General features: G+C 68.5%; 28 protein-coding genes. 8 read left to right on the top strand and 20 right to left on the bottom strand.

Going from position 1 to position 26713, the window contains the following annotated elements:
- Positions 1-87 precede the first annotated feature (87 nt).
- From rox to AAYO93_RS16690, 4 genes are read right to left on the bottom strand one after another with little or no spacing between them, the layout of a single operon-like run.
- Positions 88-1518, bottom strand: coding sequence for a rifampin monooxygenase (gene rox, locus AAYO93_RS16705; protein ID WP_345762299.1), 1431 nt, complete (start codon positions 1516-1518; stop codon positions 88-90).
- A 10-nt stretch (positions 1519-1528) separates the two neighbouring features.
- Complete coding sequence (locus AAYO93_RS16700) at positions 1529-2818, bottom strand: GNAT family N-acetyltransferase (protein WP_345762298.1); 1290 nt, start codon at positions 2816-2818, stop codon at positions 1529-1531.
- Positions 2819-2839: 21 nt separating this feature from the next.
- Positions 2840-3277: a MarR family winged helix-turn-helix transcriptional regulator gene (locus AAYO93_RS16695; protein WP_345762297.1), complete on the bottom strand. Its 438-nt coding sequence runs from the start codon at positions 3275-3277 to the stop codon at positions 2840-2842.
- A complete protein-coding gene (locus AAYO93_RS16690) occupies positions 3274-3693 on the bottom strand; it encodes a polyketide cyclase (RefSeq protein ID WP_345762296.1) in 420 nt (139 codons plus the stop codon). Before AAYO93_RS16690 ends, AAYO93_RS16695 begins: the two co-directional genes overlap by 4 nt.
- Positions 3694-3802: 109 nt before the next feature.
- On the opposite strand from AAYO93_RS16690, the gene AAYO93_RS16685 reads away from it, so the two are divergent.
- From AAYO93_RS16685 to AAYO93_RS16670, 4 genes are all read left to right on the top strand, one after another.
- Positions 3803-4156 carry a chorismate mutase gene (locus AAYO93_RS16685; RefSeq protein WP_345762294.1) on the top strand — a complete coding sequence of 118 codons (354 nt, stop codon included), beginning with the start codon at positions 3803-3805 and terminating at the stop codon, positions 4154-4156.
- Positions 4153-5100, top strand: a complete 948-nt coding sequence (locus AAYO93_RS16680) for an SDR family NAD(P)-dependent oxidoreductase (RefSeq protein WP_345762293.1) — start codon at positions 4153-4155, stop codon at positions 5098-5100. The genes AAYO93_RS16685 and AAYO93_RS16680 overlap by 4 nt, the downstream gene beginning before the upstream one ends.
- Before the next feature lie 78 nt (positions 5101-5178).
- Positions 5179-5598: an organic hydroperoxide resistance protein gene (locus AAYO93_RS16675; protein WP_345762292.1), complete on the top strand. Its 420-nt coding sequence runs from the start codon at positions 5179-5181 to the stop codon at positions 5596-5598.
- Between the two features lie 102 nt (positions 5599-5700).
- Positions 5701-6711, top strand: a complete 1011-nt coding sequence (locus AAYO93_RS16670; RefSeq protein ID WP_345762291.1) for a DMT family transporter — start codon at positions 5701-5703, stop codon at positions 6709-6711.
- A 16-nt stretch (positions 6712-6727) separates the two neighbouring features.
- On the opposite strand, the gene purL is transcribed toward AAYO93_RS16670, so the two are convergent.
- From purL to AAYO93_RS16620, 10 genes are all read right to left on the bottom strand, one after another.
- Positions 6728-9085, bottom strand: coding sequence for a phosphoribosylformylglycinamidine synthase subunit PurL (gene purL / locus AAYO93_RS16665; protein WP_345762290.1), 2358 nt, complete (start codon positions 9083-9085; stop codon positions 6728-6730).
- A 161-nt stretch (positions 9086-9246) separates the two neighbouring features.
- A complete protein-coding gene (locus AAYO93_RS16660) occupies positions 9247-9603 on the bottom strand; it encodes a hypothetical protein (RefSeq protein ID WP_345762289.1) in 357 nt (118 codons plus the stop codon).
- Between the two features lie 760 nt (positions 9604-10363).
- Entirely contained in the window at positions 10364-11062 is a 699-nt protein-coding gene (gene purQ, locus AAYO93_RS16655) for a phosphoribosylformylglycinamidine synthase subunit PurQ (protein ID WP_345762288.1), read from the bottom strand.
- Positions 11062-11319, bottom strand: a complete 258-nt coding sequence (gene purS / locus AAYO93_RS16650) for a phosphoribosylformylglycinamidine synthase subunit PurS (protein ID WP_345762287.1) — start codon at positions 11317-11319, stop codon at positions 11062-11064. The genes purQ and purS overlap by 1 nt, the downstream gene beginning before the upstream one ends.
- Positions 11320-11360: 41 nt before the next feature.
- Positions 11361-12302, bottom strand: a complete 942-nt coding sequence (locus tag AAYO93_RS16645) for a PaaX family transcriptional regulator (RefSeq protein ID WP_345762286.1) — start codon at positions 12300-12302, stop codon at positions 11361-11363.
- On the bottom strand, positions 12299-13660 hold the full coding sequence (locus tag AAYO93_RS16640; RefSeq protein ID WP_345762285.1) for a kynureninase: 1362 nt from the start codon (positions 13658-13660) through the stop codon (positions 12299-12301). The genes AAYO93_RS16645 and AAYO93_RS16640 overlap by 4 nt, the downstream gene beginning before the upstream one ends.
- Before the next feature lie 78 nt (positions 13661-13738).
- Positions 13739-14767 (bottom strand): amidohydrolase family protein, encoded by a 1029-nt coding sequence (locus tag AAYO93_RS16635; protein ID WP_345762284.1) that lies wholly within the window; start codon positions 14765-14767, stop codon positions 13739-13741.
- Between the two features lies 1 nt (position 14768).
- Positions 14769-15641, bottom strand: coding sequence for a tryptophan 2,3-dioxygenase (gene kynA, locus AAYO93_RS16630; protein WP_345762283.1), 873 nt, complete (start codon positions 15639-15641; stop codon positions 14769-14771).
- Between the two features lie 71 nt (positions 15642-15712).
- Positions 15713-16009 carry a HigA family addiction module antitoxin gene (locus tag AAYO93_RS16625; RefSeq protein WP_345762282.1) on the bottom strand — a complete coding sequence of 99 codons (297 nt, stop codon included), beginning with the start codon at positions 16007-16009 and terminating at the stop codon, positions 15713-15715.
- Between the two features lie 9 nt (positions 16010-16018).
- The gene (locus AAYO93_RS16620) at positions 16019-16300 is read right to left on the bottom strand and encodes a type II toxin-antitoxin system RelE/ParE family toxin (RefSeq protein WP_345762281.1); all 282 of its coding nucleotides are present in this window, start codon (positions 16298-16300) and stop codon (positions 16019-16021) included.
- A gap of 136 nt (positions 16301-16436) precedes the next feature.
- Between AAYO93_RS16620 and AAYO93_RS16615 the strand changes: the two genes are divergently transcribed.
- On the top strand, positions 16437-17162 hold the full coding sequence (locus tag AAYO93_RS16615) for an HAD family hydrolase (protein ID WP_345762279.1): 726 nt from the start codon (positions 16437-16439) through the stop codon (positions 17160-17162).
- A 55-nt stretch (positions 17163-17217) separates the two neighbouring features.
- A complete protein-coding gene (locus AAYO93_RS16610) occupies positions 17218-18330 on the top strand; it encodes an alcohol dehydrogenase catalytic domain-containing protein (protein ID WP_345762278.1) in 1113 nt (370 codons plus the stop codon).
- Between the two features lie 178 nt (positions 18331-18508).
- Here the strand turns inward: AAYO93_RS16610 and AAYO93_RS16605 are convergent, their stop codons facing one another.
- The 5 genes from AAYO93_RS16605 to AAYO93_RS16585 all read right to left on the bottom strand — a co-directional run bounded on the left by AAYO93_RS16605 (position 18509) and on the right by AAYO93_RS16585 (position 23333).
- A complete protein-coding gene (locus tag AAYO93_RS16605; protein WP_345764908.1) occupies positions 18509-19336 on the bottom strand; it encodes a VOC family protein in 828 nt (275 codons plus the stop codon).
- Positions 19337-19436: 100 nt separating this feature from the next.
- Positions 19437-20351: a phosphoribosylaminoimidazolesuccinocarboxamide synthase gene (locus tag AAYO93_RS16600; RefSeq protein WP_345762277.1), complete on the bottom strand. Its 915-nt coding sequence runs from the start codon at positions 20349-20351 to the stop codon at positions 19437-19439.
- A 28-nt stretch (positions 20352-20379) separates the two neighbouring features.
- A complete protein-coding gene (locus tag AAYO93_RS16595; protein WP_345762276.1) occupies positions 20380-21753 on the bottom strand; it encodes an LCP family protein in 1374 nt (457 codons plus the stop codon).
- A 114-nt stretch (positions 21754-21867) separates the two neighbouring features.
- Entirely contained in the window at positions 21868-22596 is a 729-nt protein-coding gene (locus AAYO93_RS16590; RefSeq protein WP_345762275.1) for an SDR family NAD(P)-dependent oxidoreductase, read from the bottom strand.
- The gene (locus AAYO93_RS16585; RefSeq protein WP_345762274.1) at positions 22593-23333 is read right to left on the bottom strand and encodes a hypothetical protein; all 741 of its coding nucleotides are present in this window, start codon (positions 23331-23333) and stop codon (positions 22593-22595) included. Before AAYO93_RS16585 ends, AAYO93_RS16590 begins: the two co-directional genes overlap by 4 nt.
- Before the next feature lie 74 nt (positions 23334-23407).
- On the opposite strand from AAYO93_RS16585, the gene AAYO93_RS16580 reads away from it, so the two are divergent.
- Complete coding sequence (locus AAYO93_RS16580; protein ID WP_345762273.1) at positions 23408-23923, top strand: MarR family winged helix-turn-helix transcriptional regulator; 516 nt, start codon at positions 23408-23410, stop codon at positions 23921-23923.
- 75 nt (positions 23924-23998) lie between these two features.
- Positions 23999-25246, top strand: coding sequence for an FAD-binding protein (locus AAYO93_RS16575; RefSeq protein WP_345762272.1), 1248 nt, complete (start codon positions 23999-24001; stop codon positions 25244-25246).
- Positions 25247-25431: 185 nt separating this feature from the next.
- Here the strand turns inward: AAYO93_RS16575 and purD are convergent, their stop codons facing one another.
- Positions 25432-26688, bottom strand: coding sequence for a phosphoribosylamine--glycine ligase (purD, locus tag AAYO93_RS16570; RefSeq protein WP_345762270.1), 1257 nt, complete (start codon positions 26686-26688; stop codon positions 25432-25434).
- Positions 26689-26713: the final 25 nt, after the last annotated feature.

Genomic DNA, 26713 nt, shown 5'->3' with positions numbered 1-26713 from the left:
GGGCATCGGTTCGCCACAGTCCGACGTTGCGGTCCCGGTCTGTGGTAGATCTGTGGAGAACGGATCGATGACGACCCGAGGGGCGCATCAGAGGGAGGCGACTCCGAACCAGGTCGGCAGGTGGCGGACCAGGTCCTCCTGGTCGTCGCCGATCCAGGCGACGTGGCCGTCCGGCCGGAGCAGGATCGCGGGAGCGTCCAGTTCCGCGCCGGCGTCCACGACGTGGTCGACCCGATCCGTCCATCCGGCCACGGAGAGTTCGCCGGTCCTGTCCAGCAGAAGGCCACGACCTTCGCGCGTGAGCTCGTAGAGACGACCAGGTGACAGGGGGATGTCACGCATGCGTCTGCCGAGCAGGTCGGGGCCTTCTCCGAAGTCGTAGCGGATTCCGGTCGAAGTGACCTTCTCGGCCAGGAAGCGGCCGACATCCGCGAACTCCATCAGCTCGGTCAGCAGTCTGCGCACGGCCTGCGGCCCGGGCTCGGGGGAGAGCAACTCGCTCTGGGCTCGGGTGATGGTCAGCACATCCTCCGCGACCGGGTGACGCTCGGCGAAATAGCTGTCGAGCAGTTCATCCGGTGCCCAACCGTCGACTGCGGCGGCGAGTTTCCAACCCAGGTTGAAGGCGTCCTGGATGCCGAGGTTCAGGCCCTGCCCTCCGAGCGGCGGGTGCACGTGCGCCGCATCGCCGGCGAGCAGCATCCGGCCCACCCGATAGCGTTCGGCCAGGCGGGTGGCGTCGGTGAAACGGGTCAGGGAGCTTGGTGAGTGGACGCCGAAGTCGGTGCCCGCGTACGCCCGCAACTGCGTCCGGAACTCATCCAGGGTCGGCGGAACCGACCGGTCCTCTGCCACGCGCGCCGCAGGAACCACGGCCCGGTACAAGCCGTCGCCCGCCGGTCCGATCCCGAACCCCTGGTGCGTCCTGCGCACCTCCTCCGAGATGGCGGCCACCTCATCCGCCGGCGCCGTCACCTCGACTTCGCCGAGGAGCCACTCGGTCGTGGCGGCCTGGCCGGGGAACCCCACACCGAGCAGTCTGCGCACGAGGCTTCGGCCGCCGTCGCAGCCGACCAGCCAGCGGGAGCGCAGCCGGGTTCCGTCGGTGAGCTCGACGCTCACCCCGTCCTCATCCTGCTCGACACTCAGCGCCTCGCTGCCGCGGCGGACCCGCGCGCCGAGCTCGACGGCACGCTCGGCAAGCAGGCGGTCGGTGACCGGCTGCGGGATGCCGAGGATGTAGGCGTGTGCGGTGTCCAGGTCCGGCGGCGTTGGACCGGCTATCCCGGCGAAACGGCCGACGCCGCCCGGATACTGCTTCCCGTGCGTGAGGAACCGCTCGAGTAGCCCGCGCTGGTCCAGGATCTCGATGCTGCGCGGATGCAGGCCGAGCGAGCGGACCAGCCGGCTCGGCTCCGCATCCTTCTCCAGTACGAGCACGTCGACCTCGTGTAACCGCAGTTCGGCGGCCAGCATCATCCCCGTCGGCCCGCCGCCGACGATGATCACGTCGAGCATCGAGACGTCCCTAGAACCACATGCTCAGTCGTGGCGGCACGGAAGTGCGGAACAGTCGGTCGAGCGCGACCGCGTCGCCGTCGATCCTGCCCGACAGGGCGAGATGGCGCGCCGTGTCGTGACCGAGGTAGAGGGCACCGAGCGAGCTGACCGAGAGCGTCACATCCGCAGGCGCCTCGGTCGTCTCGACGCTGGCTTCTCCGCCACTGACGCGCATCCGGTACCGTCCGCCGGCGAAGCCGAGGTCGTCCACGACATCGAGCACGAGCTCGCCGTCGTGCTCGTAGCGGCGTGCGGCGAGCGCCGCCGGGAGGTCGAGGATGCGCACCCACAGGTGCTCCTGCTGGCTGACCAGGCGGGCGCCACGGATGTCGGAGACCAGGAACGGCAGCGGTTCGTCGACGCCGCGTGTGTCGATGTGGACTTCGGCGACGAGGTCGAGTTCGAGCAGGAACCGCCAGAGTGCGGTGAGGGCCTCATCCGTCGTCGCCGCCAGATAGGTGACATCGACGATATGGCGAGTGAAATCGTCGGAATCCTTCACGACGTAGTTCACGAACCCTTCCGGCTCGCCCGCGCGGGAGTCGTAGCGCACGAGGCGATACTTGGCCGCATCCGGGTTGCCCTTCAGTGGCCCGATCAGGCGGTCTGCGAGCACGCCGGCCGCGGCCACCTCGCCGGCGCGGCCCGCCACGACCTTGTCGATCACGGCGCGGCCGATCTCCCGGTACTCCTCCGGCTCCGTGAACGACAGCCGTCCCGTCGTCGCGGGGCCGACCCAGTTCACGCGCTTCGTGTCGACCCGCCACTCGGTCGCCCACGTCGCCGGCCCGAAACCCCAGCGGCCGTAGATCACCGATTCCGAGACCGTCAGGACGGCGAGGGGTACGCCGAGCGCATGAGCGGTTCGGAGCTCCGCACCGAGGAGGGCGCGGGCGATGCCGCGTCGCCGGTGCGTCGGGGCGACGGTGACCGAGCTGATCGCCCAGCTGTCGACGGCGGCTCCGCCGGGGACGGTGAGCGGCGCCACCCACGAGCTGACCGTGCCGACCGGAGCTGCGGCCGAGGGGATCGCATCGTCGTAGACGGCCGTCGTGCGGTTGTCGCTCAGGTATTCGCGCGCCTCGGCCAGCGCATCCTCAGAGAGGCGTCCGCCGAGGAATCCGCGGAAGTCGGCGAAGAGCCACTGGTCGAACGCGGCCTGGTCGGACGTGTCGACGAGCGACAGTCGAAGGCCCTCATCCGCGATTGCACGAGCCGATTCGTCGTCGATGGGCTGGGTCAGATAGGTCTCGGTCACCACTCCACCGTATCGGGCAGGTCAGCGCGCGGCGAGGGTCTGGAGCAGGGTGACCAGGTCGAGGGGGCGTTTCAGCGCCGGGGCGAAGAAGGCCTCGTCTGCGGCTTCGACCGCGTCGATCGCCCGTGCCGCAACAGCGGCGCCGTCGGAGGTGACGGTGAGCACCTTCGCCCGGGCGTCCTCGGGGTCTCGCGTGCGTTCAAGAAGGCCCTTGGCGATCAGCCGGCCGACGACCTCGGAGGTCATCCGCGCATCCGACCCCGTGTAATCGGAGAGACGCGACTGCTTCGGATGCTCGCCCTGGCCGTTCAGCCACCAGGTGGATGCGAGGATCACGAACTGCACGTGGGTGAGGTCGAGCGGTGCCAGGGCCGCCGCCATCACCCGCTGCCAGCGCAGCGTGGTGTGCCAGAGGAGAAAGCCCGGACTGGTGGCCGGACCCTCGGGAAACCGGGTCATGCGCGACGTCGGGCAGCGTCGAACAGTGCCTCCATCGACTCCGGGAAGTCCGCGCTGATCTGCGGGCCCAGTTCGGCTCCGACCTCGTCCGCTCCTTCGCCGTCGATCTCGAGGCGGTGCGTGACCCTGGTGCCGTTGTCGATCGGAACGAGGGTGTGCCGGAAGGTGAGCACGAGCGTGCCGAACTCGGTGCGGTCGGCGTAGGTCTCGTTCTCGACGAGGTCGACGATGGTCGACGGGAACGGATCCTGCCCGACGGGGGTGACGATCAGCTCGGTGCCGACGGCGAATGGTCCTTGGAGTTCGAAGGTGTCGGCGCCCTCATAGGTGAGGGTGCCGGTGTGGAGGTCCCTGAGGGCCGCCCAGACGGTCTCGCGATCGAGTGTCGTCTCGGCGGTGTGTTCGTTGGTCCACATGATCGGTGCCTTTCTGTCGGTGGTTCTCGTAATTTGCTCTATGCGTAGATAATCTACGCGTAGATGAAAGGATGCGCAACCCCCGATATCTACGCGTTAGGGTCTGTCTATGGCCCCGAACGACACCCCCGCCGCCGAGCTGGACACGTCCGCCGACGCTGCCGTCTACGAACAGTTGCACAGCATCCGCCAAAGCATCGACAACATCGACGCCGCCGTCGTGCACATGCTCGCCGAGCGCTTCAAGTTCACCCAGCAGGTCGGCAAACTGAAGGCGGCCCACGGACTGCCGCCCGCCGATCCGGAGCGCGAACGCGAACAGATCCAGCGACTCCGGGCGCTCGCCGAAGAAAGCCACCTCGACCCCGCATTCGCAGAGAAGTTCCTCAACTTCATCGTCGCCGAGGTCATCCACCACCACGAGCGCATCGCGGGGTCCGCCGCCGACGAACGCGCATCGTGACCCGGCCGGTCGGCCCGCTGCCCGACGAGGTTCCAGACCAGTTGCCCGGCCAGACCGGAAAAGTCGTCGTCGTCACCGGTGCCAACAGCGGGATCGGCTATTTCACGAGCGAACAACTCGCCGCGGCAGGAGCGCACGTGGTGCTCGCCTGCCGCAGTCGCGAACGCGGGCGGGCGGCGCTCTCCGCCATCCGTGGGAGGGTCGCGGGCGCCAGTGTGGAACTCCTCGACCTGGACGTCACAGATCCCGAGTCCATCCGGGCCGCCGCCGACGTGCTCGCCGCCCGCCGACGACTCGATGCGCTCGTCGAGAACGCCGGAATGGTGCATCCGCCGGCGAAACGGGAGACGGATGCGCGGGGCAACGAACTCGTCTTCTCGACCAATGTGCTCGGGCATTTCTCACTTACGGCGCTCCTCTATCCGACGCTGGCGGCGACCGCCGGGTCGCGCGTGGTGGTGCTCGGCAGCATGGCGAGCCGCCTCTCGACGTTCCGTATCGACGACCTGCAACTCGTCCGCGGCTACACCGGATGGCGCGCTTATGCCCAATCCAAGATCGCGGTGCAGGTGTTCGGATTCGAGCTCGATCGGCGGCTGCGCCTGGCGCGCAGCGGCGTCACCAGCCTGGTGGCGCATCCGGGCTATTCGATCAGCGGGCGCACGCCGCGCATCCAGGGCGTCAACGAGCCGACGCGGATGACCCGGTTCGTCGACAACCTGCAGGCGCTGGGAACGCAGGGCAAGGATCGGGGCGCGTGGCCGGTAGTCCGTGCGGTCACCGATCCGGATGCGCAGGGCGGGGACCACTGGGGCCCCCGCTACCTGACGCGCGGGGTACCGACGCGACAGCGCCCGACCTCGACGAGCCGTGATCCGCAGGTCGGTTCGCGGCTGTGGTCGCGGCTCGAAGAATTCACCGGGATGCGCTTCGACGTGAGCTAGAGGGGCTGGCGCCCTATACACCCTCGGTCGGCGCGGGCCTCCAGCGCTCGCTCAGGATGGGGGTATGGGCTGACGTGCATGGACATCGCTTACACAGCAATCGCGCACGCATCGGGTGGGGGCCGCGACGGCCACGTTCGCAGCGAGGACGACCTCCTCGACTTCGACACCCGGCCGCCCCGCGAGCTCGGAGGCTCCGGCCTCGGCACCAACCCGGAGCAGTTGTTCGCGGCGGGGTTCGCAGCCTGCTTCCTGAGCGCGCTGCATGCCGTGGGGCGTCGCGAGAAGGCCGACACCCGGGATGCGGGGGTTTCGGCGAGCGTCGGCATCGGCGACAACGGGAACGGCGGTTACGGGCTGACGGTTGAACTGGACGTGTACGTGCCGAACGTGTCGCGTGCGACGGCGGAAGAGCTGGCCGAGAAGGCGCACCACGTGTGCCCGTACTCGAACGCGACGCGTGGGAACGTCCCGGTGAGGATCACCGTCGTCGACTGAGGGGTGGGTCGAGGAGTGCCGGGTGTGCCGGCAGCCTCGTTCGTCTCATGTCGTGTCCGATTTCCGCGGACGCGTGTCGGCGGGTACCGGTAACGTCGAAGCGTGAAAGTCGCCGTCCAGTTCATCGCAATGGGTGTCATCTGGGGCGCCAGCTTCCTGTTCATGAAAGTCGGGCTCGAGGGTGTGAGTTTCGGGCAGGTGGTGTGGGCGCGCCTGGTGTTCGGTGCCATCACGCTCGGGATCATCGCCGTGGCGACGCGGAGCCGCCTCCCACGCGAGCCGATCGTCTGGCTGCATTTCCTCGTGGTGGCGATCACCTACTGCGTGGTGCCGTACCTGCTCTTCGCCTGGGCGGAACAGTACGTGTCGTCGAGCCTCGCGAGCATCTACAACGCGGTGACGCCGATCACGACAGCGATCCTCGCAACGCTCGCGTTCCGGGTCGAACGGTTGAACCGCGACCAGGCGCTCGGCGTGGCCGTGGGCATCGTCGGAGTGGTCATCGTCGTCGGGCCGTGGCAGATCGCGGCGCTCACCGGCAGCCTGTGGGGCCAGCTCGCGTGTCTTGGTGCGGTGACCTGTTACGGCTTCAGTTTCGGGTACATCCGGCGGTTCATCAGCCACCGCGATATGCCGGCGACGACGGTGGCGGTGATGAACATCGGTGTGGCAGCGGTGATCATGGTGGCGTTGACGCCGTTCGTCGCCTGGGGTCCGGTCACGTTCAGCTGGCCGGTGCTGCTGAGTCTTCTCGCGCTGGGCGCGCTGGGCACCGGGGTCGTCTACATCTGGAACATGAATGTGCTGCGGGCGTGGGGCCCGACCGCGACCTCTGGCGTGACGTACGTGACGCCGGTCGTGGGTGTCGCGCTGGGAATCCTGGTGCTTCAGGAGTCGCTCAGCTGGAACGAGCCGGTGGGCGCCGTTGTCGTTCTGCTCGGGATCCTGCTGACGCAACAGCGGGTGCGCGTGCTGACCCGGCGTGCGGTGGCTGAGGCGCCGATCGCGGTGGCGCCGGCGGCGTCGGGGGCGACGAAAGCAACGGATGCGCCGACGCCGGCCGACTCCTCGACACCGACAACTCAGGTCGGGTCGGTGAATCGGCCGGAGTAATTGCCTCCGCGCCTGCCTAGCTGTCGGTCTTGGCGAGGTAGCCGGCGCCGGGCTTGGCGGAGACGACCGGGCCGAAGTATTCGGGCAGGGTCGCCTTGTGCGTGCTCGAGAGCTCTTCGAGACCGACGGTGAAGTGGTCCTGGATCTCCAGCACTGGCTGGGTGCCCACTTCTGCATCGGTGACGCCGATGCGCAGCACCGGGTAGCCGCGACCTTCGCACAGTCCGCGGAACTTGACGTCGTCTTCACGGGGAACGGAAACGATGACGCGCCCGGTCGATTCGCTGAAGAGCGCCGTGGTGGCGTCGACGCCGTCGCGTTCCATGATCTCGGTGATCCACACGCGGGCTCCCACGCCGAACCGCAGCACGCTTTCGGCGAGGGCCTGCGCGAGGCCGCCGTCGGCGAGGTCGTGGGCGGATGCGATGAGGCTTTCGAGGGAACCCGCGCGCAGCAGCTCGCCCAGCTCGCGTTCGCGCGACAGGTCGACCTCGGGCGGCAGGCCGCCGAGGTGCCCGTGAATCGTGCCGGCCCATGCGGAGCCGTCGAGCTCTTCGCGCGTGACGCCGAGGAGGTAGATGTTGTCGCCTTCGTCCTGCCATCCGCTGGGAATGCGGCGGGCGACATCGTCGATGACGCCGAGGACCCCGACGACGGGCGTCGGGAAGATCGGAGTCGACCCCGTCTGGTTGTAGAACGACACGTTGCCGCCCGTGACCGGGATCTCGAGCTCGAGGCACGCATCCGACAGTCCTTCGACCGTCTGGGAGAACTGCCACATCACTTCGGGGTTCTCGGGGCTGCCGAAGTTGAGGCAGTCGGTCACCGCCGAGGGGACAGCACCGGATGCGGACACGTTGCGGTACGCCTCCGCCAGCGCCAGACGGGCGCCCTGCTTCGGATCGAGCTGACAGTAGCGGCCGTTCGCGTCGGTCGCGATGGCGAATCCGAGTCCGCTCGATTCGTCGACGCGGATCATCCCGGCGTCGTCGGGGAAGGCGAGGGCGGTGTTGCCGCCGACGAAGTAGTCGTACTGGTCGGTGATCCACCCCTTGTCGGCGAGGTTGGCGCTGCCGAGGAGTGCGAGGAACTGTTCGCGCAGCACCTCCGGGTCGGCCGACCTCGGAAGTCGTGAGGCACCGTCGGCCTGGAGAGCGTCGATCCACGTCGGGTAGGCGACCGGACGCTCGTAGACCGGGCCGTCGACCGCGACAGTGCGCGGCTCGACGTTGACGATCTCCTCGCCGTGCCAGTTGATGACGAGACGACCCGTGTCGGTGACTTCGCCGAGGACGCTCGTCTCCACATCCCATTTCGCCGTCACCGCGAGGAAGGCGTCGAGAAGCTCGGGCTTCACGACCGCCATCATGCGCTCCTGGCTCTCCGACATGAGGATCTCTTCGGCGGTGAGGTTCGGGTCGCGCAGGAGCACCTTGTCGAGTTCGACGAACATGCCGCCGTCGCCGTTGGAAGCGAGTTCGGACGTGGCGCAGGAGATGCCGGCAGCGCCGAGATCCTGGATGCCTTCGACGAGCTTGTCGCGGAACAGTTCGAGGCAGCACTCGATGAGCACCTTCTCGGCGAACGGGTCGCCGACCTGCACGGCCGGCCGCTTGGTCGGGCCGCCGGCAGAGAACGTGTCGGACGCGAGGATGGACGCGCCACCGATGCCGTCGCCTCCGGTGCGTGCGCCGAACAGGACGACCTTGTTGCCGAGGCCGGACGCGTTGGCGAGGTGGAGGTCTTCGTGTCGGAGCACGCCGACGGACAGCGCGTTGACGAGCGGGTTGCCCTGGTACACCGGGTCGAAGTACGTCTCGCCGCCGATGTTGGGCAGGCCGAGACAGTTGCCGTAGAACGAGATGCCGGAGACGACGCCGTGCACCACGCGGGCGGTGTCGGCCTCTTCGATGGCGCCGAAGCGCAGCTGATCCATGACCGCGACCGGGCGGGCGCCCATCGAGATGATGTCGCGGACGATGCCGCCGACGCCGGTGGCCGCGCCCTGGAACGGCTCGATGTAGCTGGGGTGGTTGTGCGACTCGACCTTGAAGGTGACCGCCCAGCCTTCGCCCACGTCGACGACGCCTGCGTTCTCACCCATGCCGACCATGAGGTTCTTCTTCATGGCAGGCGTGACCTTCTGGCCGAACTGGCGCAGATAGATCTTGGACGACTTGTAGGAGCAGTGTTCGCTCCACATCACCGAGTACATCGCGAGTTCACCGCTCGTCGGGCGCCGGCCGAGGATCTCCCGGATGCGCGCGTACTCGTCGTCTTTCAGACCGAGTGCCGCGTACGGCTGCTCGCGTTCGGGGGTCTCTAGGGCGTTCGTGACGGTGTCGACGACGGATGCGGTGGAAAGGTCGGTCACGGGAGGGAGTCTCCAAGAAGTCGCGGGGTGCCGGGCATCCCAAGTCTACCGGCGTGCCGAGGTCGCGCATTCGGGCACGAGGCGTCGCCGACGGCAGCGACTTGAGGCTAATCATTGTCTTGGGCTTCGCTTGAGCGCGATTCGCCTCAAGTCGGCTTCCGTCACGTCGCATTGCGAGCCCGGAACACGCTGGCAACGCGCTCGATCGTCGAGGCCGGACCTCCGAAGAGGCCCTGCGCCCGTATGCGCACGACGAGCCATCCCGCAAGCATTGCCGCCTCGATCCGTCGCTCGTCGATGTCGTACTGGCGTCCGCTCGTTCGATGCTGCTGACCGTCGTATTCCACCGCGATGCTGAAGTCCCGGTAGACGAGGTCGAATCTGCCGATCGACCTGCCGGCCTCATCGCGGATCACGGCATTGAGCTCGGGCTCAGGAAATTTCGCGGAGCCGAGGAGCAGGCGTAGCAGCGACTCGGGTCGTGACTCGGAGCCGGGCCGAATGAGATCCAGCGCCATCCTGGCATTTCGCGCTCCGCGACCGCGGAACGTCGCAGCTCGGCTCCGGAGTTCGCCGATACTCGAGAAAGGCCGGAGGGGAAGGCCAGTGTGAGGCGTGAGAACGTGGGGATCCAGGATGAAATGGTCGCCGATCGCAACCAGGTCTTGCAAGCTGAGGACGGAAGCGAGCTGAAGCCAGGTCGTTGCCGGATCCGCCACGGGAAGTCCGAGGATCTGCGTCGTCGGCTGAGGTCGGGCAAGTTGATGACCGACAACGCCTGCGCCCTCGGGCGCTCGCATCGGTGCGACGCTGTAGACATGAATTCCGTCTGATGCCGTTGGCTCGAACGGAAGGGGGGCTTGCCATAGTGCTGCCGCGGTCTCGCGTCCGAACATCTGACCCGGGCGCAGCAGGTGAGCGTACGAGGCGCAGAGACTCTCGACCGAGGCGATCGCGGATACTGGCGCGCGCACCCCATGGAACGGGCGATGCAGGTTGGGCCCGGACAGTCGCGCGCCACTCACGCCGGCGGCCCTGGCGTCGGCAACCGTGAAGCTTCGTCCGACTAAGGCGGCCGGCAGGGGTTTGCGATGGGTCATGCCTCAATCGTGATCGATCGTGAGATTCACGGCGCAAATTCATCCACACCCGCAGCCACTTGCAGCAAATCGAGGTCCGACAGCCCTGAAGAGGCGCGTTTGCCTCAAGTCGGCGGGGGGCGGGCGGGAGAGGGGCAGCGGGGGCAGGCGGCGGCCCGAGGCAGCAGGCGGGCGCCCGCTACGCCTCGACGAGGGTGCTGCGGATGACCGAGGTGAAGAAGGTGAGGCCGTCGATGCCGGACCGCATCGCAGCGGAAGTGTCGGGGCCGAAGCCGGGCTCGACGGCGTGCTCGGGGTGAGGCATGAGGCCGACGACGTTGCCGCGCTCGTTGCGGACGCCGGCGATGTCGTTGAGCGAACCGTTCGGGTTGACACCCTGGTAGCGGAAGACGACGAGGCCTTCGCCTTCGAGCCGCGCCAGCTCGTCGGCGGGCGCGATGAAGCCGCCCTCGCCGTTCTTCAGCGGGATGACGATCTCCTGGCCCTGCTCGAATCCGCTGGTCCACGGAGTCGACGTGTTCTCCACGCGCAGGTGCTGGTCGCGCCGGATGAAGTTGCCGTGGTCGTTGCGGATGAGCCCGCCCGAGACGAGGTGGGCCTCGGCGAGCATCTGGAAGCCGTTGCAGATTCCGAGAACCGGCAGCCCCTTGCCTGCGGCGTCGATGACCTCGGTCATGATCGGCGAAAGGCTGGCGATCGCCCCGCAGCGCAGGTAGTCGCCGTAGCTGAATCCGCCCGGCAGCACGAGGGCGTCGACGCCCTGCAGGTCGTGGTCGCCGTGCCAGAGCGCGACCGGCTCCGCCTCGGCGAGACGGATGGCGCGGAGGGCATCGCGGTCGTCGAGCGAGCCCGGGAAGGTGACGACGCCGATGCGCATCAGGCGCCGGCCTCCGGGTAGTGGATGCCGACCACGTCTTCGATCACCGAGTTGGAGAGGATGTCGTTCGCGATCTCTTCGACGGCCGCCCTGGTCGCATCGTCGATCGGCCCGTCGACCGTGAGCTCGAAGCGCTTGCCGAGCCGGACAGCGGTGAACTGGCCTTTGCCGATGCGCGCGAGTGCGCCCGCGACGGCCTTGCCCTGCGGGTCGAGCAGCTCGGCCTTCGGCATGACTTCTACAACGATGGTGGGCACGGGCACTCTCCGCTCGGCAGCTGGGTGGGGATGAGTCGATTCTATCGGGGGATCGCGGGGGTGCGTGCCGGTTGTCCACACCCCGTCACCCGACGGGCGAACGCGACGGCGGCATCCGCGTACCGCTCCCGGATGTCTGCGAACAGCTCGCGGCTCGCGCGCCCCGGCCAGCCCGCAGGGAGGGCCGTCTCGGGCAGCCCCGGATCGAGATACGGGATCACACGCCACTCGTCGAGCGCTCCGACCCACGTCGCGAAGGCCTCGCGGTCGCCGACCGGGGGTGCGGACGCGGCGGGCGCGTAGCGGTCGAGGAATCGCTGGTGGAGCATCCGCACCCGCTCGAGATCCCACCACCGGCCGGCGAGTTCGGCCAGTGGACGGTCCGCATCCGGACGTGCGCCGGTGAACACTGTCACTTCGCCGGTGAGCCGGAGATCGGCGAGGATGTCCCGTACGTCGTCGGCGACCCGCTCCGGCCCGATCCACAGCGCGTCGCTGACGGTGCCGCATCCGATCCAGTCGAGCCGTCGCCGCAACTGGTGGCGGCGATCGCGGTGCCGTTCCGGGATCGAGAACGAGACCAGGCACCATGCGGCGTCGGCGGATGCGGTGGGCTGGAAGATCCGCGCATCCCCCCGCTCCAACATCGGGACCGCCTCGCGCCGGAGCGCATAGCCGGCGACGCCGTCGCGCGGTTCGCGGACCAGTACGCCGCGCGCAGCCAGCCGGGTGAGGGTGGACCGCGCAGTCGAAGCGGGGATGTCGAGGGCGTCGAGCATAGAAACGGCACCGGATGCGGGCATCCAGCCGCCGAGCTGGCGCAGGCTGCTCCCGACGATGGTGCGCAGGAGCGACATCGAGCCGCCCGGCCGCGAATCGAAGTCGTCGAGAACGGCGGCTCCGGACCCCGAGGCGGCTGCCGCGCCGGCGCTCGCTCCGGCGCCCGCCGGCTCGGCGCCCGCCGGCGCAGCGGTCTGCGTCATCCCAGTCCCGACCGTTCCAGCAGTTCGGCGCGCAGCGTCTCCCGAACCGCCGCCATACCGCGATACGTCTCCTCGAAGCTGGTGCTGAGCGGCGACAGGCCGATCCGGAGGCCGCCCGGGTCGCGGTAGTCCGGGAGGACATCCTGCGCCCAGAGTCGCGCCGTCACCTCACGCATGGCCGGGTGGCTGAGGGTGACATGTCCTCCGCGCATGGCGGGGTCGCGCGGGCTCGCGACCGTCACACCGAGCGGGGCCAGCCAGTCGTCGGCGAGCGCGATGGCGAACTCGGTGAGGGCGATCGACTTGTCACGGACGGCCTGGATGCCGCACTGCTCGATCATCGCGATCGTGTCCTGCATCGCGAGCATCCCGACGATCGCAGGCGTGCCGCTGATGAAGCGACGGATGCCGTATGCCGCCTCGTAGCGCGGGCCCATCGTGAAGACTTCCTGGGTCCCCATCCACCCCTGGATCGGCTGCGTCAGTGCATCCTGCAGCTCTGCCCTCACATAGCCGAACGCGGGCGAGCCGGGGCCGCCGTTCAGGTATTTGTACGTGCATCCGGCCGCGAGGTCGACGCCCCATGCGTCGAGTTCGACCGGCACCGAACCGGCGGAGTGGCACAGGTCCCAGAGCACCAGGGCGCCTGCGTCGTGCGCGATCTTCGTGATGGCGGGGACGTCGGCGATGAAACCGGACCGGTAGGCGACGTGGCTGAGGAGAACGAGAGAGGTCTGCGGCCCGACCACCGCCGCGACCTGCCCCGGTGTGACGCCCCCCGCCGTGTCCGATTCGATCCAGCGCAGGGTGAGGTTGCGCTCCTTCGCGATTCCTTCGAGCACGTACCGGTCGGTCGGGAAGTTGTCGGTGTCGACGACGATCTCGGTGCGGAACGGCCCGTCGTCGCGGAGGGAGAGCTGTGATTCGAGGGCCGCGCGGGCGAGCTTGTACAGGGTGACAGTCGTCGAGTCGCCGACGAAGGTCTGGCCGGGCGCTGCGCCGATCGCCGCGCGCCCGATCGCGTCGCCGATCGTGAACGGCAGCGCCATCCATTCTTCGTCCCAGCCGCGGATGAGGCGCCCGCCCCACGCCTCGGTGAGGAACTTCTGGATGCGCTCCAGGCTGGCGCGGGTCGGCCGTCCGAGCGAGTTGCCGTCGAAATAGGCGACGACGCTGCCCGTGTCGGCCGCGCCCGCACCGCCGTCGCCGGCATCCGAATCCTGCGGGATGCCGTGGAACTGCCGGCGGAAGTGCGCGAGACCGTCGCTGCGGTCCATCCGCCGCGCATAGCCGAGGTGGGCGTCGACGCCCGACGAGGATGCGGGCCTGGGAGCGCTGCCGGGTGTGGGTTCGGTCATGTGCGGATCCTCCTGGTGTGCGTGTGCGGTGCTGTGCGGGTGCGGTGCTCTGCGGTGCGGCGGGTTCGGTGTCGGATGTCAGCGGGTGAGGGAGTCGACCGTGACGCCGCGGGATGTCGTGAGCCATTGTGCGGCTGCGGCCGGGTCCGAAGGCGGTCGCCCGGGCGCCCACGCGAAGCGCGGACCGATCGTGGTGAGGAGTTCGTCGCCGGCGATGGCCGAGACCAGCCGATCCCGGTCGAGCCCGGCCGCCGCGAGAGCGAGCAGCTCGCGGCCGTTCACGCCCACCGGGAGCGCGCCGTTGCCGAGGTCGGTTCCGTACAGGATGCGGCCCCCCGCGTCGGCGAAACGGCGCAGGTTGTCGAGGGCGAGCTTGAAGTCGCCGATCGGGGTACCCCATCCGTGGATATCGAGTGTGGACACCCATTCCGTGCCGCCGTCGGCCATCGCGTCGATGAGGTCGTCGTCGAGACGTTCCGAGAACGGCGTGTGCGCGAAGCGGTCGGCGCCCGCTTCGAACGCGCGGCGTGCCTGCCCGACACCTTGGGCGTGCACGACAGCGGGGAGTCCTGCGCGATGGGCGGCGCCGACGATCGCGGCCGCGAGGTCGGCCGAAGGCGCAGGCCCGGCTTCGCTGTTCATCGTGAACTTGATGGCGGATGCACGGATCGCGACCTGCGCATCCACCGCCGCTTCCGCATCCGCCGCGTCCCGTACCTCCACCGTGGCTCCCGGGGGCGCCCACGAGCTCTGCGACGGGTAGCCGCCCGGGCACGTGATGAGCGCGCCCGCGATGCTCACCTCGGGCAGGCCGGATTTCGGGTCCCTGCTCGCATCGCGGAGGCGCGCCACCTCGGAGGGAACCCAGCCGAGGTCCGCGACGGCGGTGATGCCGCCCGCCATCAGCGCGGACGGGTCGGTGAGCCCGAGGTGCACGTGGTGATCGATCAGGCGCGGGAACAGCGTCCCCGGCAGTTCGAGGTCCGCATCCGTCTGGCGATCGCCGACGGCGTGCAGCCGGCCACCCGCCGCGACGAAAACGGTGCGGTCACGCCACCCGCCCGACCACCACTGCTCGACGCCGAGCGTGAACCCGTCGGCGACCACGTCAGTCTAACGAGGGGACGGGCGCGCCGATCTCGGTGCGTACGGCGAACAGTTCAGGAAAGAACGTGAGCTCGAGCGCCTTCTGCAGGAAGTTGACGCCGGTCGAGCCTCCGGTTCCGGTTTTCATGCCGATGGTGCGCTGCACGGTCTTCAGGTGCCGGAACCTCCAGAGCTGAAAATTGTCCTCGAGGTCGACCAGCTCCTCGCAAGCTTCGTATTCGGCCCAGTGGTCGGTCGCGTTCTCGTAGATCCCGCGGAACGTCTCGACGAGTTCCGGGCTGAACCTGTGGGCTTCGGTGACATCCCGGCCGAGGATGGCCTGGGGGATGCGGAACCCGGCGCGATGCAGGTACCGCAGGAATTCGTCGTACACACTCGGCTGCTCGAGCAGGTCGGTCAGCAGCGCATGGGCGGCCGGGTCGCTCTCGAAGACGCTGAGCATCCGCCGGTTCTTGTTGCCGAGCACGAACTCGACCGCACGGTACTGGTAGGACTGGAACCCTGACGAGTTGCCGAGGAAGCCGCGGAACTCGGCGTACTCGGTCGGCGTGAGAGTGGCGAGGACCGACCACTGCTCGGTAAGTGTCTTCTGGATGTGCTTGACGCGCGCGATCCGCTTGAGGGCGACCTGCAGCTGGTCGGCGCGCAGCAGGTCGCACGCGGACCGGAGCTCGTGCAGCACCAGCTTCAGCCACAGTTCGGTGGTCTGGTGCTGGATGATGAAAAGCAGTTCGTCGTGATGTTCCGGCGTGCTGACCGGCCGTTGCGCGCTGAGCAGGACATCGAGGTCGAGGTAGGAGCCGTAGCTCATCCGCCGGCTGAAGTCGGTGACGATGTCCGGATCGAATTCCCTGGTGTTGTCGTCGACGGTCACGCCCGCCCCTCCTCGCTGAAGCATCCTGTTGCATTATCGCGCCGATCGTCACGAGAATGCAACGCGGTCGCTCAGCTTGCGATGAGCGGGGTAATAGTCGCGAGCTCGGCGGCATGTGCCGCCTGCTCGACGTCGAGGTCGTATCGGTTCTGAAGATTCAGCCAGAAACGAGGAGTCGTGCCGAACGCGCGCGCAAGCCTGAGCGCGGTGTCCGGCGTGATCGAACGAGTGCCGTGGACAATGCTTCCAATGCGCGGCGCGGGGACATGGATCGCCTTTGCAAGCGCGTACTGGCTCAATCCGAGCGGCTTGAGGTACTCCTCGAGCAGGATCTCTCCGGGATGGATCGGAGGGTGCGCGGTGGTCATTTCTTCCTCCTAGTGATAGTCGACGATCTCTACGTCGCTTGGCCCTGACGGGGTCCAGACGAAGCAGATTCGGTATTGGTCGTTGATGCGGATGCTGTGCTGTCCCTGGCGGTCGCCGCCGAGGCTCTCAAGTCGATTGCCCGGTGGTGCGTTGCAATCGCCCAATGTTTCGGCCGCGTCGAGGATAAGCAGTTTGCGATGCGCCATCCGCTGGAGATCCGGCCCCAATCCGCGAACGTGCCTTCTGGCCCAGACGGACTCGGTTTGGCGGTCGGCGAACGAATGGATCACGATTTCAATAATAACGTTTCGAGTTACTAACGCAAAACGTTACTAATAGTGAACGGCCAGGTGCCGCCATCCGTTCACCTCCCGGTAACCACCGGTTGGCGCAGGATTCGCCCTGCCTGCTTAGCGTTTTCTACGGATGCACAGCGCTCGCCGTGCAGCGCGCCGAGCGGGAGGGGACTGGGCGCAACACCCCGTTCTTCGCGCGCTGACCGCACAGAAAGGCACCCCAATGACCAAGGACGGGATCCTGACGTCGGAGTTCGACGACGCAGGAACGATCGACGACGTCGTCGCCGCCACCGAGACAGCAGACGACGAGTTCGACGAGTATGACGAGTTCGACGTCACCGACATCGACGAGGTCCGTCGTGAGGACGACGAGGATGCGGATGAGGACGTGGACCTGGAGCTCGTCGTGTTCGATCTGGTCGGCACGACGGTGATGGCGGACGGCGTGACCGTGGTACCCGGAGCGGAGGACGTGATCGGACTCCTGCGAGATGCGGGCGTGAAGGTCGCGTTCACCACCGGACTCCCGGCGTCGTCGGCCCAGGCCGTCATCCGCTTGCTCGGCAGCGAAGACCTGGCCGACGTGGTGCTCGGCCCCGCCGACGGGCGCAGCGACCCGTACCCCGACCTTGCGCTCACCGCTCTGCTGCGCACAGGAGCCACGAGTGTGGAAGCCATGGTGGTCGTCGGCAGCACAGCATCCGGGATGGCCGCCGGAATCGCCTCCGGCGCCGGCCTCGTCGTCGGGGTACTGACGGGAGCGGAGGACGAGGCGACGCTCAGCGACGCGGGAGCGGATGCGGTCATCGGCAGCATCGCCGAACTCCCCGCGTTGCTCGGTTTTGACGACTAGGGCGGTCACCCCCCGCGTCCTGGAACCTCCGGCACGCGCCGGCAAGGGGGTGGGGGTGTTCCCGTCCGCTACAGCGATGGTGTGGACGGGCGAGGGCCATGCGCACGAGGCGGTCGCCGTTCCCGGGGTCCGGCTGAGCCCGGGGGATGCGCTGGTCGAGGTCGAACTGGCGACAGTGTGCGGGTCGGATGTGCACACCGTTCTCGGGCATCACGCGGCCCCGACGCCGCTCATCCTCGGCCACGAACAGGTCGGCCGGGTGGTCGCCCTCGGCCAGGGCGGTGCGAAGACGACGGATGGCCATCGCGTCTCTCTCGGCGAGCGGATCGTGTGGTCGGTGTCCGTTCCGTGCGGACGCTGCGTGCGTTGCCGCCGCGGGCTCGGCCAGAGATGCGTTGACGTGCAGCGCTATGGGCACGAACGGATGCGCAGGGGCTGGGAGCTTTCGGGCGGGTTCGCCACCCACGCCCACGTCCTCGCGGGCACCCCGATGGTCGCGGTCCCGGATGATGTTCCAGCCACCGTGCTCGCACCGGCATCCTGTGCCACCGCAACCGTCGCTGCGGCGATCGAGGCCGCCTCGGAGATCGCCGTTCTGGACGGTGCGGTTGTCGTCGTCACAGGCGCGGGGATGCTCGGGCTGACAGCCACGGCGATGGCGACCGATGCGGGAGCGCATGTCGTCGTCAGCGATCCTGTCGACGAGCGACGCGAGACCGCGTTCGCGTTCGGAGCTGAAGCCGTCGCCGACCCTCGCGTGGGCGTGAACTCCCCGCGCGGATTGGCCGCCGCCATCGCCAAGGCCGGTGGGCGACGGGTCGACTGCACGGTGGGACTCGACATGTCGGGAGCCCCCGACGCCGTCCGCACGCTGCTGACGACCGTGGATGTCGGCGGTGTCGTCGTGCTGGTGCGTTCGCTGGCTCCGGGCGCCGACCTGCCGCTCGATCCGGAGCAGCTGATACGCCAGCTGCTCACGGTGCGGGGCGTCCACGACTACGCTCCGCGGCACCTCGAGCATGCGGTGAAGTTCCTGGTCGGGGCGGGGTCACGTTTTCCTTTCGCCGAACAGGTCGCGAGCATGCTGCCGCTGGCCGAAGTGGATGAAGCACTCGCGCTCGCTGCCGCCGGTGTCGGTCCGCGCGTCGCCGTCTCCCCCCGCATGTAGCCCGCAGGGTTCGCGTCGCATCCCGCGCCCGTGTCCTCCTCGCCGGCTCGCGACTTGGCAGTAGTTGTCGCGCGTCCTCGCCGGCCGGCGACAACAAGTGTCAACTCACCGCCGGGCGCGCGCGGAAGGTCATGCGGCGTCGACCCGCCGGGCGGGGAGGGTCGGGCGCGGGAGGGGGTCAGGCGGCGGCGACGGCGCGCACGGTGTTCGACCAGGGGTCGTCGAAGGAGACCGACCGGCCGTCGTCACGGGGCTCGACGCCGTAGTGGCGCATCCGCTCGGTGAGTTCGCCGAGGTCGTCGGCACCCGGCACGCGGATCTCGACCTGCCCCAGCCCGAGCGCGAGTGTGCGGGGGCCCGCGCCACGGCTGTTCCAGGTGTTCATCGCCATGTGGTGGTGGTAGCCGCCCGCGCTGACGAACAGCGCCTGACTGCCGAGGCTCGCCGTCGCCTCGAAGCCGAGCCGGTCCACGTAGAACGCCCGGGCCGACGCGACGTCGCCCACCGCCAGATGCACGTGGCCGACCGTTGCGGCGCCCACCTGCCCGATGTCCGCCCCTTCGGTGAGGTTCTCCTCGAGGAACGCATTCGGGTCGAGGTACAGCGTCGCCATCTCGACCTGCCCGTGCACCCAGCTCCACTGGGTCCGGTCGCGATCCCAGTACAGTTCGACGCCGTTGCCTTCGGGGTCGCTGAAGTAGAAGGCCTTGCTCACCAGGTGGTCGGCGCTTCCGGTGAACGTCCCGGGGGCCACGCGCGCCACCGAGTAGACGGCGGCGGCGAGCGCCTCCTGCGTGTCGAACAGGATGGCCGTGTGGAACAGACCGGCCTCGTGCGGCGACGCGTGCTTCAGCTCTGGCGCGTGCCGCAGGATGACGATCGGGGTTGTGCGGCGGCCGAGTACAGCGACGCCGCCCTCGTGGCTGAGCACGCTGAGCGTCACGCCATCGCGGTAGTACGCGATCATGCGGTCGAGGTCGGCGACGAGAAGCGTCACCGCTCCCATGGACGTGTCGGCTGCGAGAAGTTCGGTCACATCTTGTAGAACGTCAGACCGCACCTGTGTATTTCGCGGGCGCGCCAGAGTGCGGGCCGGCCCGCGTCGGTCACTCGCCGGTGAGGCGTTCCAGAAGCTCGCGGTAGCGGGCGGCGGTGCGTTCGACGATGTCCGCAGGCAGCTCGGGCGGAGTGCCGGTGTTGTCCCAGTTCGCGGCGAGCCAGTTGCGTACGATCTGCTTGTCGAAGCTCGCCATCCGCTCGTCGGGTGTCGTGCCTGTCGCCCAGGCTGCAGCATCCCAGTAGCGGCTCGAGTCGCTGGTCAGTACCTCGTCGGCGAGGGTTATCGCGCCGGTCTCGCGATCAGCGCCGAACTCGAACTTGGTGTCGGCGATGATGACGCCGCGCTTCTCCGCGATCGCCGCCGCCTCGGTGTAGATCGACAGCGACAGGTCGCGCAGCCTCGTGGCCGCATCCTCACCGACCAGCTCGACCGTGCGCTCGAACGTGATGTTCTCGTCGTGCTGCCCCATCGGCGCCTTCCAGGCGGGAGTGTAGATGGGCGTCGGAAGACGATCCCCGTTGGAGAGGCCGGCCGGAAGCGGGATCCCGCACACGCTGTGAGTGTTCAGATACTCGGTCCAGCCGCTGCCGGTGAGGTAGCCGCGCACGACGCATTCGACCGGGTACATGTCCAGCGGCTTGACGAGCATGGCGCGCCCGGCGACCGCATCCGGGATGTCGTCGACGACGCGCTCGCCGTCGAACCGGTGGTCGGCGAGCAGATGATTGGGCACATCCGCGAGCTGGTCGAACCACCACAGGCTGAGGGTGGTGAGCAGTTCGCCTTTGCCCGGGATGCCGGGCTCGAGCACGTGGTCGAACGCACTGACGCGGTCGCTGGCGACGACGAGGACGGCACTGGCGTCATCCAGCCCGGTGGCCTGCCCCGGGACGTACAGGTCGCGCACCTTTCCGGAGTAGACGTGCGACCAGCCGGGCAGGACCGAGGATGTCGAGTTCACGCGACAATGCTAATCGCCCCGCCCGCGCTCAGTTGATGCAGGCTCCCTGCGCGTAGGTCTTGGCAGGGGAGGCCGGGGTGGTCGCGGACGTTGACGGAGTGGATGCGGTGCCTGTGGATGCGGCCGCCGCCTGCGCCTGCAGACCGTCGGTTCCGAGCACGAGTGTGACACCGCTCACCGACGACGTCGCCGTCAGCGCGGCCCCCGGAACGTGCGAGGCGACCGCCTTCGCCGCGGACTCCATCCCCGACGGATACTCGATGGTCGTCGTCGCGGTCGTTCCGGTCGTTCCCGCTGTGCCGGTCTTGAAGCCGAGAGCGGCAAGCGTCGTGGTGTTGCTCGCGGCTGCGCCATCCGTCGCGCTTCCGTTCAGAACCGTGACCGTCACCGACGACGGTGCCGCCGCCGTCGCTTTGTCGTAGGCGCTCGGATTCCCGATGACCGAGTGGATGAACGCGGGCATCGCCGCCGTGTCCACCTGGACGATCGACACATCGTTCCCGTCGACCGTGATCGTCGGGGTGCCACTGACCGGGATGGTCGCCGTGGACAGGTTGTTCGCGCTGAGCCCGTGGAGCTGGGTCGCGAGCGCGATCAGGTCGAGGCCGGGATCGGTCTGGATGGACGAGCTGACCGCATCGAGCACGTTCTGCAGTTTGAGCGGGTTGAGGAGGGTGCCGGCCGACAGCACCTGGCGCGCTTCGACCGACAGGAAGTACTGCTGACGGACGATCCGGTCGAGGTCGCCGTTGGGCAGCCCGTGGCGCTGGCGTACGAACGCGAGCGCCTGGTGTGCGTCGAGTGTCGAGACGCCTTTCGGCAGGTTCACGGTCGAGTACGGGTCGTCGACGGCGTTGTTCAGACACACCTGCACGGGTCCGAGTGCCTTGACGACGTCGTAGAACCCGAGCATCGAGATTCGCACGTAGTGGTCGATGGTGAGCCCGGTGAGGTTCTGGATGGTCGTGATCAGCAGGCGCGCGCCCCCGGCATCCCCGCCGCCGTTCTCGCTGCCGAACGCGAATGCGGCGTTCAGCTTGTTCATTCCGAACCCGGGGATGTCGACCCAGGAGTCGCGGGGGAACGAGATGAGCGTCGCCTTGCGTCCGTCGGCCGGCACGTGCAGGACCATCATGGTGTCGGTGTTGGTGCCACCGCCGTCGGCCGTGGTTCCGAGTTCGGCCAGCTGCTGCGCTGTCGCGCCGGCGGGACGGTGGTCGTCTCCCACGAGCAGGATGTTCTGGTCGGTGCCGTCCACGTCTTTGGCGGGCGCGTTCGAGTGGGAGATCACGTCGACGTGGGTGACGCCGGACACGAAATGCTGGTAGTTGTACCAGACGTAGCCGCCGGTCGCCACGAGGAGGGCGACGACCGCGACCACGACCCATCGGAATATACGCACACCGAACGGTACGCAGGCGCGCCCGAATGTGCGCCGGGAAACGCGTGCGTCTTCAGGGGATCGTCAGGATGCTCCCGGCGTCGTCGAACGTGCGCGTTCGCTCGCGGAGCGGCGTCAGGCCTTCTTGCCGCCGTCGACGGGCAGCACGAGCCCCGTCGTGTAGCTGGAGGCGTCCGTCGCCAGCCACAGGACCGCTGCCGCGACCTCGTCGGCCCGTCCCATGCGACCCATCGGCACGTACTTTCCGATGCCGGCGCGCACCTCGGCCGGCTGGTTCATCACGGGCCCGGATTCGATCGGCCCCGGCGCGACGGCGTTCACTCGTATTCCGCGCGCGGCATAGTCGATCGCCGTCGTCCGGGTCAGCCCCACGACGGCGTGCTTCGCGGCGGAGTAAGCCGACATGCCCGGTGCGCCGCCGGTCCCCGCGCTCGACACGATGTTCACGAGTGCGCCCCCGTCGGGCAGTTCGTGCAGCTCGTTGCGCATCGCAACGGCGACCGCGCGGAAGTTCACGGCCACGACATCGTCGAACTCGCGCGGATCGAGCTCGGTGAGCGGTGCCGGTCGATGGCCGCGACCGACGTTGTTGACGGCGATGTCCATCCCGTGGGTGGATGCTGTGCGCGCGATGGCGCCGGACAGCGCGTCGTCGTCGGTCGCATCCACCGTCTCGGTCGCCGGGCACTCGAGCCCGGCTGCGAGCATCCGTTCGCGCAGGTCGGCGAGCGCGACGTTGTCGCGCGCCGCCGGGATCACGCGGATGCCCGCCTCGCCGAGCGCGAAGCAGATCGCGTTGCCGATCAGTCCGTTCGCTCCGAGAACGAAAGCCGTCTTCGTCATGAGAGGTCCGCCTCGGCGACTGCCACGTCACGAGCGCCGCTCTGCTTCACATTGCGCCGGTCCTTCGGAAGCAGGAACCCGACCGCGATCAGCCAGAGCAGCCCGCCGAACCGCCCGATCGGCAGGAGGAACTGGAGCGGTTCGATCGCCATCGAGAGGAACGAGAGCTCCGAGAGCGCCGCGATCACGAGACCCGTCCACGCGAGCCAGCGCGGAACGAAGCCGAGGATGAGCGAGGGCACTGCGATGCCGGCGACGAGCAGGCCCATACCGGTCACGAACCCGACGCCGCCGGTGATGAAGGTGAAGTAGGTGAGCGTGAGCGCCACGGTCGGGTCGCTGCTCACATCGGGACGGCTGACGACATAGGAGCCGAGGGCCGAGACCATCAGCAGGAGCGAGGCGGTGATGCCTCCGTAGAAGCCGATCCCCGGTCCCGGCACACGGACGCCGAGGCGGAGGAGCCGAGCATACGCGGTGGCGGCGAAGATGCCGAGAGGGACGGCTGAGCCGAACTGGATCATCGAGGTGATGCGGATGCTCAGCCAGTTCTGCTGCGCGTAGGCCGAGACCGCGTCCGCACCGGCGAACGGCGAGACGAAGGCCTGGCCACCGGTGAGAGCGAACGCGACGATCAGGCCGGCGATGACGAGCGCGGTCGAGACGACGGCGAGGACGCCGAGGTTGGGGCCCCCGGAGCCTGATCGTCTCCGCGGGGTGGTGGGTGCCGTGTCCATTGTTCCTCCGAAATAGTTATACATAGTAATGATTACATAGTGTAATTGTTTCGGCAAGGCTGTATTCTGTTGCTGTGACCGACCGACCCGCCGCGCCCGCGCATCCCCGGGGTGCACCCGCGCGTACCGCGTTCCTGCTCGCGCAGCTGGGGGCGGATGCGGCCGACCGCTTCGCCGAGCGCGTCGCCGACCTCGGCCTCACGCCCCGCGATGCCGGCGCCATCCGGGTGCTCGGACGCTCGCCCGGAATCAGCCAGCGCGAACTCGCGGCCCGGCTCGGCACCACCCCCAGCCGGATCGTGCCGCTCCTCGACTCCCTCGAGCAGCGCGCGCTCGTGGAACGTTCGCGGTCCGAACGGGATCGCCGCAACTACGAGCTCTCCCTCACCGAGACTGGACAGGCACTGCTCGGGCCGCTCCGCACCATCGCCGAAGCGCACCAGCACGCGGTGCTCTCGGCGCTCACGCCCGACGAGCAGGCGCAACTCGCGGCGCTGCTGGGCAAGCTGTCCGCGGGCGGCGGGTTGTCTCCGGATGCGCATCCCGGTTACGCGAGGCCGGCCGACGCTGAGGCGACGCCAGCCTCCTGACGAGTGCGCGACGCGCGGCCCCATCGCCGGATGACAGACTGGGACCCACGACGACGGCGCAGCGGAAGGATCACGATGGGCGAGCTCAATTGGGCGGGGAACTACGAATACCGGGCGGCGCGGATCGCTGCGCCGACCTCGCTCGACGAACTCCGTGACGCGGTTTCGGGAGCATCGAAAGTGCGCGCGCTCGGCAGCAGGCACTCCTTCAACGCGCTCGCCGACTCGTCCGAGCTGCTCGTCAGCACGGCGGGTCTCCCCCCGCTCGTTCGCATCGACGAGACCGCGCGCACTGTCACGGTCGGCGGCGGGATGCGTTACGGAGATGTCGCCCGCCGGCTCCAGGACGCAGGCTGGGCTCTCCACAATCTCGCGTCCCTCCCGCACATCTCCATCGCGGGCGCCGTCGCGACGGCGACCCACGGCTCGGGCGACCGCAACGGCAACCTCGCGACCGCTGTCCGGGGAGTGCGGATCCTCAGGGCCGACGGCGAACTGGTCGAGCTGCACCGCGGGGAACCCGGCTTCGACGGCGCCGTCGTCGCGCTCGGTGCGCTCGGAGTCGTCGTCGAGGTGACGCTCGACATCGAACCCAGCTTCGACGCATCCCAGCGGCTGTTCGGGGGGGTCCCGTGGGAGGCCGTCGCATCGCAGTTCGACGCGATCACCTCGAGCGCCTACTCGGTCAGTCTGTTCACGACGTGGGACGAGCCCACTGTCGCGCTCGCCTGGGTCAAGGAGCGGGCGGATGCTCCGAGCGGCATCGAGGACGCCTTCTTCGGCGCACCCGCGCTCATGGCACCCCGCCACATGATCGAGACGATGGATGTGCGCAATACCACCGAGCAGCTCGGGGTCGTCGGACCCTGGAACGAGCGGCTGGCGCACTTCCGCTTCGAGTTCACGCCGAGCAACGGCGCGGAGATCCAGTCGGAGTACCTCGTGCCGCGGGCGCGGATCGGCGAGGCGATCGACGCCGTGCGCCGCATCGCGAAGGTGGTCTCGCCCCTCCTGCTGGTGAGCGAGATCCGCACCGTCGCGGCCGACGAGCTCTGGCTGAGCTCGGCTTACGGAACCGACGTCGTCGGTCTGCATTTCACCTGGGTGCGCGACCAGGCCGGGGTGGAAGCTGTACTGCCCGCGCTCGAGGATGCACTTCTCCCGCTCGGATCACGACCGCATTGGGGCAAGCTCTACCTCGATCGCGACGGGGTCGTGCCGTCGCTGTACCCGAGGCTCGACGACTTCCGTGCGCTCGCGCGCAGCTTCGACCCCGACGGCGTCTTCACGAACGACTTCGTCGCCCGCTACCTCCAGAGCTGAAGGCGCGCCGAGCACAGGAAAACGCGGTTTATTGGCGACGTATTCGCGTCCTTTCCCTGTGCTCGCCGGGCAGTCCGACGCGTGGGCCAGCCGAGCACAGGAAAAGGCGGCCTTTTCGCGCTTTTTTCGCGTCTTTTTCCTGTGCGCGCGGGCATGGCCCGCGTGCGCGCGGGCGTGGTCTGCAGCTAGCCCGCGACGCGTGCCGCGATGTCCGTGCGGTACTGGCCGCCCTCCAGCTCGATCAGGTCGAGGGCTTCGTAGGCTCGGGCTCTGGCCTCGCCGAACGTGGTTCCGCGAGCGACCACGCTGAGCACCCGGCCGCCCGTCGCGATGAACGTTCCGGTCTCGCGGTCGAAAGCGGTGGCCGCGTGGGCGATCGTGACCTCGGGGACGGCTGCCGCCGCATCCAGCCCGTGAATGGCGCGGCCCGTGATCGGCGTCTCAGGGTAGTTCTCGCTGGCGAGGACGACTGTGACAGCGACGTCGAGGGCGAACTCGGGATGCGCCACCCCTGCGAGTGACCCGGTCGCGGCCCCGAAGAGCAATTCGGACAGAGGGGTCACCAGACGTGGAAGCACGACCTGGGTCTCGGGGTCGCCGAACCGGGCGTTGAATTCGATCACCCGGATGCCGCGATCCGTGACGATGAGTCCGCAGTAGAGCAGCCCGATGAACGGGGTCTGCTCCTTTGCGAGCTGACGGACTGTCGGCAGCGCGATCGTGCGGATCACCTCGTCCACGAACGTCTCGGGCAGCCATGGCAGCGGAGAGTATGCGCCCATCCCTCCCGTGTTCGGACCCTCGTCGCCGTCGCGGAGTCGCTTGTAGTCCTGCGCGGGCGAGAGGGGGAGCACGTTGTGCCCGTCGCTGATCAGGAACAGCGAGACCTCCTGGCCGGCGAGGAACTCCTCGACCAGCACCGAGCCGTGCTCCAGCCAGTAGGTCGAGTGCGCGATCGCCGCCTCGCGATCTTCGGTGACCATCACGCCCTTGCCCGCAGCGAGGCCATCGGCCTTCACGACGTAGGGGGCGCCGAACGCGTCGAGTGCCTCCTCCACTTCGAGAAGGGTCGCAGCACGCACCGCGCGACCGGTCGGCACGCCCGCCTCATCCATGATCCGTTTGGCGAACGTCTTGGAGCCCTCGAGCTGCGCGGCCGCCTTGCCGGGGCCGAATACCGGGATGCCGCGGGTGCGCAGCCCGTCCGCGACGCCGGCGACGAGCGGCGCTTCAGGTCCGATCACGACGAGTTCGATGTTCTCCTCGATGGCGAAGTTCGCCACCACCTGCGCATCGAGCTGGTCGAGTGCGATCACCGTGACGTCCTTCGCGATGCCGGCATTGCCGGGAGCGGCGATGATCTCGTGCCCAACGTCCTCGCTGAGTAGTGCGGTGATGATGGCGTGCTCGCGAGCACCGGATCCGAGAACGAGAATCTTCACGGAACCAGACTATGTCCCGTCCGGC

This window comes from Diaminobutyricibacter sp. McL0608, assembly GCF_039613825.1.
In the GTDB taxonomy this organism is placed as follows: Bacteria; Actinomycetota; Actinomycetes; order Actinomycetales; family Microbacteriaceae; genus Diaminobutyricibacter.
The sequence above is the reverse complement of the archived record's forward strand: the minus strand, read 5'-3'. Positions and strand labels throughout refer to the sequence as shown.

Bases quoted from the DNA above. Each gene is read 5' to 3' on its own strand.
- purQ (WP_345762288.1), bottom strand. From the start codon at position 11,062: ATGCGCATCGGCGTCGTCACCTTCCCGGGCTCGCTCGACGACCGCGAT.
- AAYO93_RS16695 (WP_345762297.1), bottom strand. From the start codon at position 3,277: ATGACCCGGTTTCCCGAGGGTCCGGCCACCAGTCCGGGCTTTCTCCTC.
- rox (WP_345762299.1), bottom strand. From the start codon at position 1,518: ATGCTCGACGTGATCATCGTCGGCGGCGGGCCGACGGGGATGATGCTG.
- AAYO93_RS16605 (WP_345764908.1), bottom strand. From the start codon at position 19,336: ATGGGAGCGGTGACGCTTCTCGTCGCCGACCTCGACCGCATGATCGCG.
- AAYO93_RS16615 (WP_345762279.1), top strand. From the start codon at position 16,437: ATGCACAGCGCTCGCCGTGCAGCGCGCCGAGCGGGAGGGGACTGGGCG.
- AAYO93_RS16660 (WP_345762289.1), bottom strand. From the start codon at position 9,603: ATGGCGCTGGATCTCATTCGGCCCGGCTCCGAGTCACGACCCGAGTCG.
- AAYO93_RS16645 (WP_345762286.1), bottom strand. From the start codon at position 12,302: ATGACGCAGACCGCTGCGCCGGCGGGCGCCGAGCCGGCGGGCGCCGGA.
- AAYO93_RS16585 (WP_345762274.1), bottom strand. From the start codon at position 23,333: ATGGACACGGCACCCACCACCCCGCGGAGACGATCAGGCTCCGGGGGC.
- AAYO93_RS16575 (WP_345762272.1), top strand. From the start codon at position 23,999: ATGGGCGAGCTCAATTGGGCGGGGAACTACGAATACCGGGCGGCGCGG.
- AAYO93_RS16690 (WP_345762296.1), bottom strand. From the start codon at position 3,693: ATGTGGACCAACGAACACACCGCCGAGACGACACTCGATCGCGAGACC.
- AAYO93_RS16685 (WP_345762294.1), top strand. From the start codon at position 3,803: ATGGCCCCGAACGACACCCCCGCCGCCGAGCTGGACACGTCCGCCGAC.
- AAYO93_RS16640 (WP_345762285.1), bottom strand. From the start codon at position 13,660: ATGACCGAACCCACACCCGGCAGCGCTCCCAGGCCCGCATCCTCGTCG.
- AAYO93_RS16590 (WP_345762275.1), bottom strand. From the start codon at position 22,596: ATGACGAAGACGGCTTTCGTTCTCGGAGCGAACGGACTGATCGGCAAC.
- AAYO93_RS16675 (WP_345762292.1), top strand. From the start codon at position 5,179: ATGGACATCGCTTACACAGCAATCGCGCACGCATCGGGTGGGGGCCGC.
- AAYO93_RS16625 (WP_345762282.1), bottom strand. From the start codon at position 16,009: ATGACCACCGCGCACCCTCCGATCCATCCCGGAGAGATCCTGCTCGAG.